This window comes from Stenotrophomonas maltophilia (assembly GCF_023518235.1).
In the GTDB taxonomy this organism is placed as follows: Bacteria; Pseudomonadota; Gammaproteobacteria; order Xanthomonadales; family Xanthomonadaceae; genus Stenotrophomonas.
On record NZ_CP090423.1, the window covers coordinates 4,196,666 to 4,210,805 of the forward strand.

The 14,140-nt window shown below is 67.7% G+C and carries 12 protein-coding genes and 1 tRNA gene; 2 read left to right on the top strand and 11 right to left on the bottom strand.

Annotation, left to right across the window (positions count from 1 at the left end):
• Positions 1 to 14: 14 nt before the first annotated feature.
• From rdgB to rph, 3 genes are read right to left on the bottom strand one after another with little or no spacing between them, the layout of a single operon-like run.
• The gene (rdgB, locus tag LZ605_RS19520; RefSeq protein ID WP_249842969.1) at positions 15 to 611 is read right to left on the bottom strand and encodes an RdgB/HAM1 family non-canonical purine NTP pyrophosphatase; all 597 of its coding nucleotides are present in this window, start codon (positions 609 to 611) and stop codon (positions 15 to 17) included.
• A complete protein-coding gene (locus LZ605_RS19525) occupies positions 608 to 997 on the bottom strand; it encodes a VOC family protein (RefSeq protein ID WP_249842970.1) in 390 nt (129 codons plus the stop codon). The genes rdgB and LZ605_RS19525 overlap by 4 nt, the downstream gene beginning before the upstream one ends.
• Positions 994 to 1,719: a ribonuclease PH gene (gene rph, locus LZ605_RS19530; RefSeq protein ID WP_249842971.1), complete on the bottom strand. Its 726-nt coding sequence runs from the start codon at positions 1,717 to 1,719 to the stop codon at positions 994 to 996. The genes LZ605_RS19525 and rph overlap by 4 nt, the downstream gene beginning before the upstream one ends.
• Positions 1,720 to 1,843: 124 nt before the next feature.
• On the opposite strand from rph, the gene LZ605_RS19535 reads away from it, so the two are divergent.
• Positions 1,844 to 2,704, top strand: a complete 861-nt coding sequence (locus LZ605_RS19535) for a YicC/YloC family endoribonuclease (RefSeq protein ID WP_057498412.1) — start codon at positions 1,844 to 1,846, stop codon at positions 2,702 to 2,704.
• A 35-nt stretch (positions 2,705 to 2,739) separates the two neighbouring features.
• Here the strand turns inward: LZ605_RS19535 and selD are convergent, their stop codons facing one another.
• The 8 genes from selD to fdnG all read right to left on the bottom strand — a co-directional run bounded on the left by selD (position 2,740) and on the right by fdnG (position 13,163).
• The gene (gene selD / locus LZ605_RS19540) at positions 2,740 to 3,819 is read right to left on the bottom strand and encodes a selenide, water dikinase SelD (RefSeq protein ID WP_249842972.1); all 1,080 of its coding nucleotides are present in this window, start codon (positions 3,817 to 3,819) and stop codon (positions 2,740 to 2,742) included.
• Positions 3,820 to 3,845: 26 nt separating this feature from the next.
• Positions 3,846 to 3,941: transfer RNA gene (locus LZ605_RS19545), tRNA-Sec, on the bottom strand.
• A gap of 24 nt (positions 3,942 to 3,965) precedes the next feature.
• Positions 3,966 to 5,879, bottom strand: a complete 1,914-nt coding sequence (gene selB, locus LZ605_RS19550) for a selenocysteine-specific translation elongation factor (protein ID WP_249842973.1) — start codon at positions 5,877 to 5,879, stop codon at positions 3,966 to 3,968.
• Entirely contained in the window at positions 5,876 to 7,300 is a 1,425-nt protein-coding gene (gene selA, locus LZ605_RS19555; protein ID WP_249842974.1) for an L-seryl-tRNA(Sec) selenium transferase, read from the bottom strand. The genes selB and selA overlap by 4 nt, the downstream gene beginning before the upstream one ends.
• 4 nt (positions 7,301 to 7,304) lie before the next feature.
• A complete protein-coding gene (gene fdhE, locus LZ605_RS19560; protein WP_249842975.1) occupies positions 7,305 to 8,288 on the bottom strand; it encodes a formate dehydrogenase accessory protein FdhE in 984 nt (327 codons plus the stop codon).
• 234 nt (positions 8,289 to 8,522) lie between these two features.
• Positions 8,523 to 9,170, bottom strand: a complete 648-nt coding sequence (locus LZ605_RS19565; RefSeq protein WP_249842976.1) for a formate dehydrogenase subunit gamma — start codon at positions 9,168 to 9,170, stop codon at positions 8,523 to 8,525.
• The gene (gene fdxH, locus LZ605_RS19570) at positions 9,167 to 10,084 is read right to left on the bottom strand and encodes a formate dehydrogenase subunit beta (RefSeq protein ID WP_249842977.1); all 918 of its coding nucleotides are present in this window, start codon (positions 10,082 to 10,084) and stop codon (positions 9,167 to 9,169) included. The genes LZ605_RS19565 and fdxH overlap by 4 nt, the downstream gene beginning before the upstream one ends.
• 10 nt (positions 10,085 to 10,094) lie before the next feature.
• A complete protein-coding gene (fdnG, locus tag LZ605_RS19575; protein WP_249842978.1) occupies positions 10,095 to 13,163 on the bottom strand; it encodes a formate dehydrogenase-N subunit alpha in 3,069 nt (1,022 codons plus the stop codon).
• 292 nt (positions 13,164 to 13,455) lie between these two features.
• Here fdnG and gmk point away from each other — a divergent pair, with 292 nt between their 5' ends.
• On the top strand, positions 13,456 to 14,121 hold the full coding sequence (gmk, locus tag LZ605_RS19580) for a guanylate kinase (RefSeq protein ID WP_249842979.1): 666 nt from the start codon (positions 13,456 to 13,458) through the stop codon (positions 14,119 to 14,121).
• Positions 14,122 to 14,140: the final 19 nt, after the last annotated feature.

Genomic DNA, 14,140 nt, shown 5'->3' on the forward strand with positions numbered 1-14,140 from the left:
TCGATCAGGTGGCGTCAGTACAGCGTCGCCAGCTGCTGCTTGAGCTGCTGCAGGGCGAGGGCACGGTGGCTGATGGCGTTCTTCAGTGCCGGCTCCATTTCCGCGGCGGTCAGGCCGTGGGTGGTGTCCAGAAACACCGGGTTGTAGCCGAAACCATTCGTGCCGCGCAGCTCGCGGATGATCTGGCCTTCCCAACGGCCTTCGCAGATCAGCGGCTGCGGGTCGGTGGCGTGGCGCAGCAGCACGATGACCGCATAGAAGCGCGCGCTGCGCTGGCCATCGGGGACCTCGGCCATGGCATCGAGCAGCTTGGCGTTGTTGGCTGCGGCATTGGTCGGGTGGCCGGCATAGCGCGCGCTGTACAGGCCCGGTGCGCCGCCGAGGGCATCGACGATCAAACCCGAATCATCGGCCAGCGCCGGCAGGCCGGTCGCTTCGCAGGCCGCGCGGGCCTTCAGCAGCGCGTTTTCGACGAAGGTCAGGCCGGTTTCCTCGACATCACCCAAGCCCAGCTCGGCGGCCGAGGTGATCTGCAGGGGCAGGTCGGCCAGGATCTCCTGCATCTCCACCAGCTTGCCGGCGTTGTGGCTGGCCAGTACCAGTTTCTTCATGTGCGGGGCTCCAGCAGGTCCCAGGTGTTGCCATACAGATCGCGGAACACCGCGACCGTCGCGTAGGGTTCTTCGCGCGGCGCTTCCAGGAATTCGACACCGGCGGCCAGCATCGCGGCGTGGTCGCGGTGGAAATCGTCGGTGTTGAGGAAGAAGCCGACACGGCCACCGGTCTGGTTGCCGATGCGGCTGCGCTGCTCGTCGTTGCTGGCGCGTGCCAGCAGCAGGGCGGCTGCGCTGCCATCGGTTGGGCCGACCACGACCCAACGCTTGGTGCCCTGGTCGATGTCTTCCAGCAGCGTGAAGCCGAGCTTGCCGGTGTACCAGGCGATCGCTTCGTCATAGTCGGCCACCACCAGGGTGGTCAGGGCGATCCGGCGGTTCATGCCGACAGCGCCGCCTGCTGTGCGGCCAGCAGTTCGGTCACGCCCTTTTCGGCCAGGCCCAGCAGTGCGTCCAGCTCGTCGCGACGGAAGGCGTGGCCTTCAGCGGTGCCCTGCAGCTCGATGAAGCCGCCGCCGTCGTTCATCACCACGTTCATGTCGGTGTCGCAGTCGCTGTCTTCGGCGTAGTCCAGGTCCAGCACCGGAGCGCCTCGGTACACGCCCACCGACACGGCGGCCACTGCGCCGAGGATCGGGTTGCGCTTGATCTCGCCGCGCTTGATCAGCACGTTCACCGCATCGACCAGGGCCACGTAGGCGCCGGTGATGGCGGCGGTGCGGGTGCCACCGTCGGCCTGCAGCACGTCGCAGTCGAGGGTGATGGTGCGTTCGCCCAGCGCATTGCGGTCCACGCAGGCGCGCAGGCTGCGGCCAATCAGGCGCTGGATTTCCAGCGTGCGGCCACCCTGCTTGCCGCGGGTCGCTTCACGGTCGCTGCGGGTGTCGGTGGCGCGCGGCAGCATGCCGTACTCGGCGGTCACCCAGCCTTCGCCCTTGCCACGCAGGAAGCCCGGCACGCGGTTCTCGACGCTGGCGGTGCACAGCACGCGGGTTTCACCGAAGCACACCAGCACCGAACCTTCGGCGTGGCGGGTGAAGCCGCGTTGGATGACGACCGGGCGGAGCTGGTCGGGCTGGCGGCCGCTGGGGCGGGAATCGGACATGGTGCGGGTTCCGTAAGGGCAGGGGAGTACGCCGCCATGCCCGCGGCCTTCACGGGGCGGGCAAGGGGGCTCTGGTGAGGGCGCTAGGGTACCATTCCCCCTTTGCACGCACCGGACACATTCCATGATTCGAAGCATGACCGCCTATGCCGGCGGCGAGCGCGTCACCCCGTGGGGCACGCTGGGCTGCGAGCTGCGCTCGGTCAACCACCGTTTCCTGGAGGTCGGCACCCGCCTGCCCGAGGAACTGCGGGCGCTGGAGCCGCAGCTGCGCGAGCGCATCGCCGCGCGCCTGAGCCGCGGCAAGCTGGATCTGGTGATGCGCCTGCGCGCACCGGAGGCCGCTGCCAACCTGCAGGTGGACGAGGCGCTGCTGGGCCAGCTGGGGCGTCTGGCGCACCGCCTGACCTCCGATTTCCCCAACCTGCAGGTCAGCTTCACCGATCTGCTGCAGCTGCCGGGCGTGACCCGCGGCGAGGCCACCGATGCGCCCGCCCTGCAGGCCGAGGCCCTGGCCCTGATGGACCAGGTGCTGGATGGCTTCATCGAGGCGCGTGAACGCGAAGGCGGCAAGCTGGCCGCCGCCATCGCCGAGCGCGTGGACGGCATCGAGCGCATCGCCACCGAAGTGCGCACGCTGATTCCGGCAATTCGCGACGGCCAGCGCGCCAAGCTGGCCGCCCGCCTGGCCGATCTGCCGCACCCGGTCGATCCCGGCCGCGCCGAGCAGGAGCTGGTGCTGTGGCTGCAGAAGCTGGATGTGGATGAAGAACTGGACCGCCTCGGCAGTCACATCGCCGAGATCCGCCGCGTGCTCAAGCAGCGCGAGCCGGTCGGCCGCCGCCTGGACTTCCTGCTGCAGGAGTTCAACCGCGAAGCCAACACACTGGGCTCGAAGTCGGTGGACAGCCGTACCTCCAATGCCGCGGTGGAGCTGAAGGTTCTGATCGACCAGATCCGCGAGCAGGTGCAGAACATCGAGTGATGCTGGAGGGGCGCCTTGGGGCGCCCTTCCTCGCTTCAGGCCACGCGGACGCCCGGCGTTCCTTCGCTCAACCGCCCGACCACGGCCGCCTGGCCGAACCCCGCTTCGTGGAAGCAGGCCAGCACCGCATCCACCGCCTCCGGGGCGCACGACACCAGCAGGCCGCCGCTGGTCTGCGGGTCGGTCAGCAGCGGCTGCCAATGGGCGGCCAGGCCATCGGCGAAGCGAACCTCGGCGCCATACGAGGCCCAGTTGCGGCTGGAGGCGCCGGTTACGCAGCCGCGCTGCAGCAACTCCAGGGTCTGAGGCAGCAGCGGCACCTGGGCACTGTCCACGTCGGCGGAAACACCACTGGCGCGACACACTTCCAGCAGGTGCCCGAGCAGGCCGAAGCCGGTGACGTCGGTCATCGCGTGCACGCCGTCCAGTGCCGCCAGCGGCACGCCGACGGTGTTGAGCCGTGTGGTCGAATCAAGCATCTGCCGATAGCCCTCGGCATCGAGCCGTTCCTTCTTCAGCGCCGACGAGTACACGCCCACGCCCAACGGCTTGCCCAGCACCAGCACATCGCCGGCGCGGGCATCGGCATTGCGCTTGAGCCGCTGCGGATCGAGCACACCGATCGCGGCCAGGCCGTAGATGGGTTCCACCGCGTCGATGCTGTGGCCGCCGGCGACCACGATGCCGGCGTCGGCGCAGGCGCGTTCCCCGCCCTGCAGGATGCCGCGGATGGTGTCCTGCGGCAGCGTGTTGATCGGCATGCCGACGATGGCCAGCGCGAACAACGGGCGCGCACCCATCGCGTACAGGTCCGACAGCGCGTTGGTGGCGGCGATGCGGCCGAAGTCGAACGGGTCATCGACGATCGGCATGAAGAAGTCGGTGGTGGCGACGATCGCCTGGTCGTCGTTCAGCCGGTACACCGCTGCGTCATCGCTGGTCTCACGGCCGACCAGCAGTTCAGCCGGTGCGGGAAGTGCTGGAACACCGCGCAGCAGTCCAGACAGCACGCCCGGTGCGATCTTGCAGCCGCAGCCGCCGCCATGGGCCAGCGAGGTCAATCGCGGCGGGGCCTCGGCCGTGGAAGCGGTGGGGGACTGCGCATGCGTGGCCATGCCGGCATCTCCTGCGGAAACACGAATGGCGGAAGGCAGCAGGAGTCGAACCTACCAGGGAGCGATCGACGCCCCCTACTGGGTTTGAAGCCCAGCCGCATGCCCGGATGCGCATGCCTTCCGAAAGTACGGCGATGCCGCTGCGCTCAACCGTGCGGGGCGTTCCACTGCAGGTCGCCGCGCGGCCGATGGTGGTCACCGACGCGTCGAGTGTAGCCAACGCGATTGAAGAACTCCAAGATCTGGATGCTGCGCTTGCGACCCAGGCCGATGGCATCGCGGAACGCCGCCGCGTCCACAGTGCCGGTGGCATGTGACAGCTGCGCGAGGATGGCAGCCAGCTCGGCGATACGCGCCGGTGCATAGAACAGGTCCGGCACGATCTGGAACAGGTCGCCGCGTGCCGCCGCCCGGCGCAGGACAGCGCGCAGCTCATCCTCGGCGAGGCCGAGATCAGTGGCCACGGTACGCACCCAGGGCGGATCGAAGCCGCCGGCATGCAGCCGAGGCAGCACCCGTTGCAGCAGCAGGCGTTCGCGCTCCGGTGGCGCATGGTCGTGCCCGGGCAGGCGCCACCAGGCGCCCACGCGCTGCACGCTGCCATCGTCGAGCAGGTCCTGCAGCAGCGCGTTCCAGAGGCTCACCGCCAGAGCGGGCAGGGTGCTGCGCTGCAGGCGGCCGCTGTCGACACCGGGCTCGTCCGGGCGCCGTTCATGCCAATCGCGCAGCGAGCTGACCACCTGATCGCGCAGCGCCTGCCAGTGCGCGGCAAGAATGATGACGGTGTCTTGGCGGGTCGCGATGCGCCGTGCGTCCTCGGGCAGTTCAATCTGCTCGATCGCACGCCGGCAGTAGCGTTGCAGGGCGGCGAGGGAAACACCGGCGGGCGCCTGCTGCAGCAGCGGGCCGCTGCCGGCGCCGGCCGCCAGCTGCTCCAGCGCCCCCAGCCAGGCCAGTCGCGCCGGGCTGCGCCGGCGCCGTTGTGGCGGATCCGGATCGAGCACGATGCCACCACCCAGCGTGCGGGTGGCGGCTGAATCACGGGCAATGAAGCGATCGCCGCACATCGCGCAGACTGGCGTATCGAACACCAGCTGCACGAGCTGCCCATTGCCGTGATCGTCGTGTTCCAGCAGCACCACGCGGGCCTGCCGGTGCATCGTGCCCCAATGGATGTGCAACGGTGCCCAATCGCGCAACGGCGCCGCCAGCGCAGGCAGCCGCAGGCGCACATCGACGCGGGTGGTGGCCAGCAGTGCGCGCGGATCGGCGATCCAGTCGCCGCGGTCGATCGCATCGCGGGCGATGGAGGCCAGGTTCAATGCGCAGCGTTGCCCCGCCATGGCCTGTTCACTGGCCTGGTTCTGTGCATGGATGCTGCGTACGCGAACCTCGTTGCCGGCCGGCATCAGCTGCAGGTGTGCACCGACGCCGGTCACACCGCCATGCACCGCACCGGTCACCAGCGTGCCGTGGCCCGCCAGCGAGAACACGCGGTCCACCGGCATGCGGAACAGTTCGCCTTGCCGTTCAGCCGGGTGCGCGCTGTCGGTGCCGGCGGCCCACGCGTGCAGGTGGGAGCGCAGTGCCGCGACACCCGCATCATCGGCATCCAGGCTGTTGCAGGCGAACACGGGTGCATCCTGCAGTGACGTACGCGCCAGCAGTGCCGCAATCTGGATCTCCACCTGGGCAATGCGCGCCACATCCACCCGGTCGATCTTGGTCAGTGCCACCGCGCCGCGATCCACGCCCAGCAACTGCAGGATCGCCAGGTGCTCGCGGGTCTGCGGCATCACGCCGTCGTCGGCGGCGACCACCAGCAGGGCAACGTCGATGCCAGTGGCGCCGGCTACCATGGTGTGCACGAAGCGCTCATGGCCGGGGACGTCGACGAAGCCCAGTGTGGCGGTCGCATCGACCGGCACATAGGCGTAACCAAGCTCAATGGAAATGCCGCGCGTGCGTTCCTCCGGCAGGCGATCGGTCTCGATGCCGGTCAATGCGCGTACCAGGCGGGTCTTGCCATGGTCGATGTGCCCGGCCGTGCCGACGATCATGCCTGCAGCGCGCTCCACTGGGCGAGGAAATCGGCTTCGTCTGCGTCCTCCAGACAGCGCAGATCCAGCCACAGTGCGTCATCGGCAATGCGCCCCAGAACCGGCTGCGGCAGTTGGCGCAGGTGCTTGGCGAAACGGTCCAGTCCCCCGCGACGCGTACAGGTGATGCGCAATCCCGCGCTGGCCAGCTGCGCCAGCGGCTGCGCGCCGCTGCCGATCTGGCTGTGCATTGGCGCCGCTTCGATGCGGTAGTCGTCCGTCATCGCGGACCGCATCGGCGGCAGCAGGCGTTGTGCCTGCGCATCGATGTCCTGCTGCGTGCGCGCCAGCGTACGCAGGGTCGGCAGGCGCTGCGCCAGGTACTCAGGTTCGCGGTACAGCGCCAGCACCGCTTCCAGTGCAGCCAGGCTCATCTTGTCCATTCGCAGTGCGCGCTTGAGCGGGTTGCGGTTGATCCGTGCGATCAGGTCGGCGCGGCCGGCGATGATGCCCGCCTGCGGCCCGCCCAGCAGCTTGTCGCCGCTGAACGAGACCAGATCGGCACCGGCGGCCAGCGCGTCCTGCACCGTCGGTTCGGATGGCAGGCCGAAGGCGGCCAGGTCGCACAGGCTGCCACTGCCCAGATCCACCACCAGCGGCAGGCCGTGCCCGTGGGCAATGGTGGCCATCGCCGCAGTGTCGACCTTGGCAGTGAACCCGGTGATGGCGTAGTTGCTGGCATGTACCTCCATCAGCAGCGCGGTACGCGCGTTGATGGCGCCGGCGAAATCGGCCGGGTGGGTACGGTTGGTGGTGCCCACTTCGCGCAGCCGTGCACCGGCGCTGCGCATCACATCGGGGATACGGAAGGCACCGCCGATCTCCACCAGTTCACCGCGTGACACCACCACCTCGCGGCGGTTGGCCAGGCTGTTGAGCAGCAGCAACACCGCCGCGGCATTGTTGTTGACCACGGTGGCGGCTTCAGCGCCGGTGAGTTCGCAGATCAGTGCCTGCACCCGCGCATCGCGGTCACCACGGCGACCGCGGTCGAGGTCGAACTCCAGATCGACCGGCGCGGTCATTGCGCGGGTGACCGCGTGCACCGCGATCTCCGGCAGCAGGGCGCGACCCAGGTTGGTATGCAGCACGGTGCCGGTCAGGTTGAACATCGGCTGCAGGCTCTGGCGGGCATCGGTAGCCAGTACCGCCTCGAGCGCCGCAACCAGTGCCGGGCCCTCGGTTGCCTGCTGCAGATGCTCGGCCGAAAGCGCACCGGCGCTGATGCGTTCGCGCAGCGTCTGCACCTGCGAGCGCAGCAGTTGGGTGATGCGGCTGCGGCCGTGGCCTTCGATCAGTGCCGACAGCGCCGGCAGGCGCAGCAGCCGATCCAGCGAAGGCAGCGCAGCCGAGGATGCCGGGGCAGGGCGGGTGCGTGGCATCGGTTCAGTCGCCGTCGGCCTGCCACAGCAGCGGGTTCTGGCTGGCACGCGCGTAGCCTTCCTCGCCCAGCAGGATATCCAGCGCCAGCGTCGCCAGATCGTCGGCCACCGGGTCCAGCTGCGGGTCCTTCTCCAGATACAGGATCTTGCGGTAGCTGTGGCAGTGGTCGCAGGTCTCGGCGCGAACCGCGCTCTCACGCACAGCCTCGCCGCTGTCACCGTCCACATCGGCCAGCGCGCGATAGGCGATGTCCTTGCCGGCGGCGCCACACTGGCTGCACTGCACACGCACGTAGTGCCACTGGCAGGCGCACAGCGAGCATGACAGGTATCGGTAGGACGCGTAGGGCGGGCGTGCCTGCACCATGCTGGCCACCGGCAGGGTGCCGCACAGCGGGCACAGGCCGGGTGCGTCGGCCAGTGGTTTCAGGTCGGTGGCGCGGAAGCTGGCGGCCAGCACGGCCCAGTACACCTGCAATGCATTCATCACCAGCAACGCAGCCACTGCATCCACCGACGGTGCGTCATCACGCTCCAGCACCGCATGGGCCTGTGCATCGAGCCAGCGGTCATCGGCGGCGGCGACACGCTGCAGCTCCTGCCGTGTTTCTGCCGGCAGCCCGGCTTCGTCGGCGCAGTGCTGGCACAGCATGCGCAGCCAGTCACGCCAGCCATCATCGAGCTGAAGCGTGTTGGCCGGCCGCAACGGCATGCCGGCACCGGCAGCGGCGCTTGACTGTTGCGCGCGCGCCTGCGCCTGCAATGCCTCGCGCCGCTGCGGTGTCACTTCATCCAGCAGTGCCTGCTGGGCATCGGCCAGCGCCGCCAGCAGCTGCAGGTAACCGCCGATGGCACTGTGGACGGCCAGGCTGCGCAGGCGCGCCGCGCGATCGGTGAACAGCGATGCTGGATCGGGCAGGATGATGCGGGGGACGTCGCGCGAGGCGAGCGTCTCGATCTCACCGGGTTCAAGGATGCGTTGCGCCATGCAGGGCCAGCCGGAAGAACCAGGCTCCATCCTCGCCGTTGTCGGCGCTGGCGTCCAGCGTGCCAATGTCAAAGCAGTCGAGCGTGGCTCGACTCTACAGAGGTGGATCCCGACCGTTGGTCGGGATTCGATCAGTGCCGACCAACGGTCGGCACCCACCATCAGACCTCGCCATCCCACCGATAGCTGCTGTTGCCTTGGCTTGAAGCGGGTGCAGGGCCGCAGGCCCTGCTGCTAACCCTGTTCCCGGCGCCCGCGCAGGATGTCGCGGAACCACTGCCGGTGGTGCTTGTACGCCCAGCCGTAGGTCACCTTGCCCTGGGTCATCGCCCGCACCGAGCCCTTGATCCAGATCGCCGCATAGATGTGCACCACGATCGCGCAGATCAGTACCCAGCCGAACAGCGCGTGCGCAAGCACCGAGAAGCGGATCACCCCGATCGGGAAGAAGTGGCTGAAGTACTGCCGCCAGATCACAAAGCCGGTCAGCAGCAGCGCCGACAGGCAGCCGATGATGGCCCAGAACAGCAGCTTCTGCCCGGCATTGAAACGGCCCACCGGTGGCAGCCGCTCGTCTTCGTTGCGCAGCACATCGCGCATGCCGCGCAGCCACGCGCGGTCGTCGGCGGTCGGCAGGTTGTCGCGCCACATGCGCAGGGCCAGCAAGGCAAAGCCCACCACCATGGCCAGCCCGACGAACGGGTGCAGGATGCGCGTCCACGGTCCGCCGCCGAACAGCTGGGTGAGCGGGAACAGGGCAGGGTGGAACAATGCCAGTCCGGACAGTGCCGTCAGCACGAAGCAGATCGCCACGATCCAGTGGTTGATGCGGGTCGGCGCGCGGTAGCGGATGATCTGTCGCGGGTGCGGTGCGTACTTCATGGCCGCTGCTCCTCGTCGATGGTCTTCGCCTCGTGCTCGGCTTCCTCTTCTTCCTCGTCATTGACCGTATTGCGGCCGATGCCGATGTAATGCAGGAAGCCGGCAAAGGCAGTGGCGGCGATCGCCAGCACGCCCAGCGGCTTGGCCACGCCCTTCCAGATCTCCACCATCGGGCTGATCCGCGGGTCCTTGGGCAGGTCGGCGTACAGCTCGGGCTTGTCCACGTGCTGCAGCACGTACATCACGTGGGTGCCGCCGACGCCCTGCGGGTCGTACAGGCCAGCGTTCTCGTAACCGCGCGATTTCAGGTCTTCGACGCGGCCGGCGGCATGCTCGGTCATCGCCTGCTTGCTGCCGAAGGTGATCGCGCCGGTCGGGCAGGTCTTCACGCAGGCCGGTTCCTGGCCCACCGCCACCCGGTCCGAGCACAGCGTGCACTTGTAGGCCTTGTGGTCCTTCTTGGAAATGCGCGGCACGTCGAACGGGCAACCGGTCACGCAGTAGCCGCAGCCGATGCAGTGCTCCTCCTGGAAATCGACGATGCCGTTGGCGTACTGGATGATCGCGCCGGGTGACGGGCAGGCCTTCAGGCAGCCCGGATCGCTGCAGTGCATGCAGCCTTCCTTGCGGATCAGCCACTCCAGCTTGCCCTTCTCGTCCTCGTACTCGCGGAACTTCATCACCGTCCACGACTGGTCGCTCAGGTCTGGTGGGTTGTCATAGCTGCCGACGCAGCTGCCGACCTCGTCGCGCAGGTCGTTCCACTCCATGCAGGCGACCTGGCAGGCCTTGCAGCCGATGCATTTGCTCACGTCGATCAGCTTGGCGACCTGGCCGGTGTGCGCGCTGCGCGCCTGTGGCGAGGGCGTGGTGGTGGCCGAGCGGCGGATGATGTCCAGCGATTGCAGTGACATGGCGTGTCTCCTACACCTTCTCGACCTTGACCAGGATGCACTTCGATTCGGGCGTCTGCGAGTTGCCGTCACCGATGGCGTTGGTCAGCGTATTGGCGATGTAGCCGGGCTTGGCTGCACCGAGGAACCCCCAGTGGATCGGTATGCCCACCTGGTGCACGGTCTTGCCATCGATCTGCAGGGCCTTGATGCGTTTGGTCACCATCGCCACGGCTTCGATATGGCCGCGCTTGGAGCTCACGCGCACGCGGCTGCCGTTGTTGATGCCCAGCTCGTCGGCCAGGGCGGCGCCGATCTCGACGAACTGCTCGGGCTGGATGATGGCGTTGAGCTTGCCGTGCTTGGTCCAGAAGTGGAAATGCTCGGTCAGGCGGTAGGTGGTGGCCACATGCGGGAACTCGTCCGGCGAACCGATCTGCGCACGGTCGCTGGCGAACACGCGGGCGGCGGGGTTGTTCAGCGTCTGTGCCTGGCCGGGGCTGAGCGGGTTGCTGCGCAGCGGGGTGTCGAACGGCTCGTAGTGCTCCGGGAACGGGCCTTCGGCCATGCCGGCCTTGGCGAAGAAGCGGGCGATGCCTTCCGGGTTCATGATGAACGGGCCCATGCCACCGGCCGGGTCCTCGTCGGCCTTGAAGTCCGGCACGTCCACGCTGCCCCAGTTCTTGCCGTTCCAGGCCAGCAGGGTGCGCCGCGGGTCGAACGGCTGCCCGGCCACGTCGCACGAAGCGCGGTTGTACATGACGCGGCGGTTGGCCGGCCATGCCCAGGCCCAGCCCAGCGTATTGCCGATGCCGGTCGGGTCGCTGTTGTCACGTCGCGCCATCATGTTGCCGGTCGGGCCCCAGGCACCGATGTAGATCCAGCAGCCGGAGGACGTGCTGCCGTCATCGCGCAGGTCGCCGAACGCGGCCAGCTGTTCACCGGCCTTGCGCACCAGCCTGGTCGGATCCTTCGGGTCGAATACATCCACCAGCGCCTTGCCGTTGTATTCCATCGCCAGCTCTTCCGGCGTCGGTACCTCGGGGTTGGAATACTTCCAGGCCAGGTCGCGCACCGGTTCCCACCAGGCGCCGCCGTCCTTCTGGTACAGCGCTTTGATGCGATGGAACAGCTCGGACATGATCTCGATGTCGCTGCGCGCTTCGCCCGGCGGGTTGGCGCCCTTCCAGTGCCACTGCAGCCAGCGCGAGGAGTTCACCACCGCGCCGTTCTCCTCGGCGAAGGAAGTGGTCGGCAGGCGGAACACCTCGGTCTGGATCGTGCTCGGGTCAACGTCGTTCAACGCACCGTGGTTCTGCCAGAACGCGATGGTCTCGGTTTCCAGCGGGTCCATGCTGACCATGAACTTCAGCTTGGAGAACGCGCTGATCAGCTTGCCCTTGTTCGGCGCCGAGGCCAGTGGGTTGAAGCCCTGGCAGATGTAGCCGTGGATCTTGCCTTCGTTCATCAGCTCGTACGCCTGCAGCATGTCGTACGGCTTGTCGAGCTTGGGCAGGTAATCGAAACACCAGTTGTTGTCGGCGGTGGCGGCATCACCCCACCACGATTTCATCAGGCTGACGTGGAACTTCGGGTAGTTCTGCCAGAACGACATCTGGTTGGCGCGCAGCGGTTTCTGCGTGCGCTTGGCGATGTAGGCGTCGTAGTCCTGCTCGTCCTGTTTCGGCAGGGTCAGGTAGCCGGGCAGCAGGTCGGACATCAGGCCGATGTCGGTCAGGCCCTGGATGTTGGAATGCCCGCGCAGTGCGTTCATGCCGCCACCGGCCACGCCGATGTTGCCCAGCAGCAGCTGCACCATGGTGCCGGCACGCACGTTCTGTGCGCCGATCGAGTGCTGCGTCCAGCCCAGCGCATACAGGATGGTCATCGCCTTGTCCTTGCCGGCGGTGGACGCGATCATGTCCCAGATCTGGCGGATGCTGTCGGCCGGCGTGCCGCAGATGCGCTCGACCATCTCCACGGTGTAGCGCGCGTAGTGCTGCTTGAGCAGGGTGTAGACGCAGCGCGGGTCCTTCAGCGTCGGGTCGCTGCGCACGAAACCGTCATCGCCGTACACGTAGTCCCAGCTGGAGCGGTCATAGCTGCGCTTCTGCGCGTCGTAACCCGAATACAGGCCGTCCTTGAAGGCGAACTCGTCCTTCACCAGGAACGACATGTCGGTGTAGTTCAGCACGTACTCGTGCTGGATGCGGTCTTCGGTCAACAGGTAGTTGATCAGGCCGCCCAGGAACACGATGTCGGTACCGGTGCGGATCGGCGCGTACACGTCCGCCACCGCGGCCGAGCGGTTGAAGCGCGGATCGACCACGATCAGGCGGGCCTTGTTGTGTGCCTTGGCTTCGGTCACCCATTTGAACCCGCACGGATGCGCCTCGGCGGCATTGCCCCCCATGATCAGGATCAGGTCGGCATTCTTGATGTCGACCCAGTGGTTCGTCATCGCACCACGGCCTAGCGTCGGGGCAAGACCTGCCACCGTCGGGCCGTGTCAGACACGTGCCTGGTTGTCGAATGCCAGCATGCCCAGGGAGCGCACGACCTTGTGGGTCAGCACCGCCGTTTCATTGCTGGTGGCCGAGGCCGCCAGCATGCCGGTGGTCAGCCAGCGGTTGACCGTCTGCCCGGCCTCGTTCTTCTGCACGAAGTTGGCATCGCGGTCTTCCTTCATCAGCCGCGCGATGCGGTCCAGCGCATCGTCCCAGCTCAGCCGCTTCCACTCGTTCGAGCCCGGTGCGCGGTACTCGGGGTAGAGCAGGCGCGACTTGCTGTGGATGATGTCGGCCAGGCCGGCACCCTTCGGGCACAGCGTGCCGCGGTTGACCGGATGGTCCGGGTCGCCCTCGATATGGAAGATGCTCGGCTCGGCGTTCTTGGCGCCATCGCCGAGGCTGTACATCAGGATGCCGCAGGCCACCGAGCAGTACGTGCAGGTGTTGCGGGTCTCGGTCGCGCGGGTCAGCTTGTATTGCCGAACCTCCGCGAGCGCGATGCCGGGCGCGAAGCCCATCAAAGCCAGGCTGGAGCCCACCAGGGTTGTCCCGGTGACCTTCAGGAACTGGCGGCGACTCATCGAGGGCATGCCGTTCTCCTTGGATGGCGGGGCGGCACGCAGACCACCCGGCTGTCGGTAGGTACGCGGCGGTTATAGCACAGGCCCCCGGATGCCCATGTGGCACTAGGGCCGGCACCGGCCGGACGGGCGCGGGAAGGGGTCGCTCTGGTAAAGTTGCGTGCCCGCACCCCGGGGAAGCGTCTGCCGGGCCTGGTTCCAGGATGTTCCGCGCAGCCCCCGCCATCCTGGCGCGATCCTCCGCGCCGGATCCGGAACACCGAGGAAAAACTTTGCGAAATCAACCCGTTGGATCCCCCGCATGAGCGCCCCGTCGAATCCGTCGGCCGCCATCGCGCGCGGCACGCTGTACATCGTTGCCGCCCCGTCCGGCGCCGGCAAGAGCAGCATCGTCAACGCCACCCTGGCGCGTGATTCGCAGATCGCCCTGTCGATCTCCTTCACCTCGCGCGCGATGCGTCCGGGTGAAGTGAACGGCCAGCACTACCATTTCGTCTCTGCGGAGAAGTTCGAGGAAATGATCGCCGACGGCGACTTCTTCGAGCATGCCTGGGTGCATGGCGACTGGAAGGGCACCGCCCGGCAGTCGGTGGAGCCGCAGCTGGCCGCCGGCCAGGACGTGCTGCTGGAGATCGACTGGCAGGGCGCCCAGCAGGTGCGCCAGCTGGTGCCGGGCACGGTCACCGTGTTCATCCTGCCGCCCTCCAAGCAGGCCCTGCAGGACCGCATGCGCAAGCGCGGCCAGGACAGCGAGGCGGTCATCGCCCAGCGCCTGGGCGCGGCCCGCGATGAAATGCTGCACTTCAACGAGTTTGACTACGTCATCGTCAACGAGGTGTTCGACACCGCCGTGGACGAGCTGTGCGCCATCTTCACCGCCAGCCGCCTGCGCCGGGAGGCCCAGAAGGTCCGCCACGCCGGCCTGATCCAGGCGCTGCTGACCCCCGATCCGGGCGCAACTGACTGATTCCAAAAGAATCGGGTGG

Coding starts and splice junctions, on each gene's coding strand:
- LZ605_RS19535 (WP_057498412.1), top strand. CDS start 1,844: ATGATTCGAAGCATGACCGCCTATGCCGGCGGCGAGCGCGTCACCCCG.
- fdhE (WP_249842975.1), bottom strand. CDS start 8,288: ATGGCGCAACGCATCCTTGAACCCGGTGAGATCGAGACGCTCGCCTCG.
- selD (WP_249842972.1), bottom strand. CDS start 3,819: ATGGCCACGCATGCGCAGTCCCCCACCGCTTCCACGGCCGAGGCCCCG.
- LZ605_RS19525 (WP_249842970.1), bottom strand. CDS start 997: ATGAACCGCCGGATCGCCCTGACCACCCTGGTGGTGGCCGACTATGAC.
- gmk (WP_249842979.1), top strand. CDS start 13,456: ATGAGCGCCCCGTCGAATCCGTCGGCCGCCATCGCGCGCGGCACGCTG.
- fdxH (WP_249842977.1), bottom strand. CDS start 10,084: ATGTCACTGCAATCGCTGGACATCATCCGCCGCTCGGCCACCACCACG.
- selB (WP_249842973.1), bottom strand. CDS start 5,879: ATGATCGTCGGCACGGCCGGGCACATCGACCATGGCAAGACCCGCCTG.
- selA (WP_249842974.1), bottom strand. CDS start 7,300: ATGCCACGCACCCGCCCTGCCCCGGCATCCTCGGCTGCGCTGCCTTCG.
- rph (WP_249842971.1), bottom strand. CDS start 1,719: ATGTCCGATTCCCGCCCCAGCGGCCGCCAGCCCGACCAGCTCCGCCCG.
- LZ605_RS19565 (WP_249842976.1), bottom strand. CDS start 9,170: ATGAAGTACGCACCGCACCCGCGACAGATCATCCGCTACCGCGCGCCG.
- rdgB (WP_249842969.1), bottom strand. CDS start 611: ATGAAGAAACTGGTACTGGCCAGCCACAACGCCGGCAAGCTGGTGGAG.